Source organism: Luteibacter sp. P4_E6 (genome assembly GCF_056401535.1).
Map to the genome: position 1 here is coordinate 1 of NZ_JBFUJE010000728.1, position 1,585 is coordinate 1,585.

The 1,585-nt window shown below is 65.1% G+C and carries 2 protein-coding genes; both read left to right on the forward strand.

Annotated features, from left to right (window positions below; translation table 11 throughout):
* The first annotated feature begins 88 nt into the window (after positions 1-88).
* Positions 89-457 (forward strand): UBP-type zinc finger domain-containing protein, encoded by a 369-nt coding sequence (locus AC1DT2_RS22850; RefSeq protein ID WP_063570676.1) that lies wholly within the window; start codon positions 89-91, stop codon positions 455-457.
* The gene (locus tag AC1DT2_RS22855) at positions 454-1,434 is read left to right on the forward strand and encodes an NAD(P)H-quinone oxidoreductase (RefSeq protein WP_477298954.1); all 981 of its coding nucleotides are present in this window, start codon (positions 454-456) and stop codon (positions 1,432-1,434) included. The genes AC1DT2_RS22850 and AC1DT2_RS22855 overlap by 4 nt, the downstream gene beginning before the upstream one ends.
* The last annotated feature ends 151 nt before the right edge of the window (positions 1,435-1,585 follow it).

Consider the following 1,585-nt stretch of genomic DNA (forward strand, 5'->3'; position numbering starts at 1 on the left):
GGTCGACAGCATGCAGTTGATCGAACTCAACCGGGCCGGACACATTCTCTGATCGGGTAGGATCGGGGCATCCCCTCAGGAGGTGCCCATGAACAGCGAAAACGACGGTATCGACCTGGCCGCCGAACCCAGCGGCAACGGCTGCGTGGAGTGCCTGGCGGCCGGCACCTGGTGGTTCCATCTGCGCCGCTGCGCCCAGTGCGGCCATATCGGCTGCTGCGACGACTCGTTGCACAAGCACGCCAGCAAGCATGCGCATGCCACCGGCCATCCCGTCATCCAGAGCTTCGAGCCCGGCGAAGACTGGTTCTACGATTACCGCACCGACGACATGTTCGACGGGCCGTCGCTCAAGCCTCCGCACAGCCATCCGCGCGACCAACCGACGCCGGGCCCCGAAGGCCTCGTGCCGCGCCGCTGGCAGGCCGTACTCGCGCGCGGCGAGGAAAACCCGTGAAGGCCATCGTCTTCGACGAGTTCGGTGCGGCCGATGTCCTTCAGCTCAGGGACGTCGCAGAGCCCGAGCTTCGGGACAGCGACCTTCTCATCCGTAATCATGCTGCAGGGGTCAATCGCGCCGACATCATCCAGCGCACGGGTGGCTACGGGAAAGACAGCTTCGGCGACTCCGCCATCATGGGCCTGGAACTTGCCGGTGAAGTGATCGCGGTGGGCAAGGACGTGCAAGGTTTCGCCATCGGCGACCGCGTGATGGGTATTGTCGGTGGCGGTGGCTACGCCGAACAGGCCCGCATAGACTACCGCATGGCCATGCGGATTCCCGAAGGCGTCGACTATGTGCGGGCGGCCGGTATTCCCGAGGCGTTCGTCACCGCCCACGAAGCCGCCTTCCACCTCGGCCGGCTCGACGCCGGCGAGAGCATCCTCATTCACGCGGCGGCCAGCGGCGTCGGTTCTGCCGCCGTGCAGCTCGCGCATGCGGCGGGTGCACGGGTTTTTGCCACGGCAAGCGCCACCAAGCTCGGCCGCGTGCGCGAGCTCGGGGCGGATATCGCCATCGACTACAACACCGACGACTTCGCGAAAGTGATCGGGAGCGAGACCGGCGGCAAGGGTGTCGACGTAATCGTGGATTTCATCGGTGCGCCCTACTTCGAACGCAACCTGGCGTCACTCGACTTCGGCGGACGGCTCATCGAAGTCGGCCTCCTCGGCGGGGCGAAGGGTGCCTCCCTGCCCCTGGACCGCCTGCTGTATCGCCACCTGCAGATCATCGGCACGGTGATGAAGTCGCGCCCACAGAGTGTCAAGCAGGCCATGACGAGACGCTTCCGCGATCGCTGGCTGGATGCGTTCAACGACGGCACGCTCGTGCCGGTCATCGACAGCACGTTCCCCCTCGCCGAGGCCGCGGCGGCGCATAAGCGCATGGAGTCCTCGTCCAGTGTCGGTAAGATCATCCTCACCATGTAGCAGCAAAGACGAGCTTGACGATGAGTGACACGATTACCTGGGACGATTTCGAGAAGGTGATGCTGGTGGCAGGCACCGTGGTCCGCGCCGAGATCTTTCCCGAAGCGAAGCGCCCTGCCTATCTGATCTGGGTGGACTTCGGGCCTCACGG

Coding starts and splice junctions, on each gene's coding strand:
- AC1DT2_RS22850 (WP_063570676.1), top strand. CDS start 89: ATGAACAGCGAAAACGACGGTATCGACCTGGCCGCCGAACCCAGCGGC.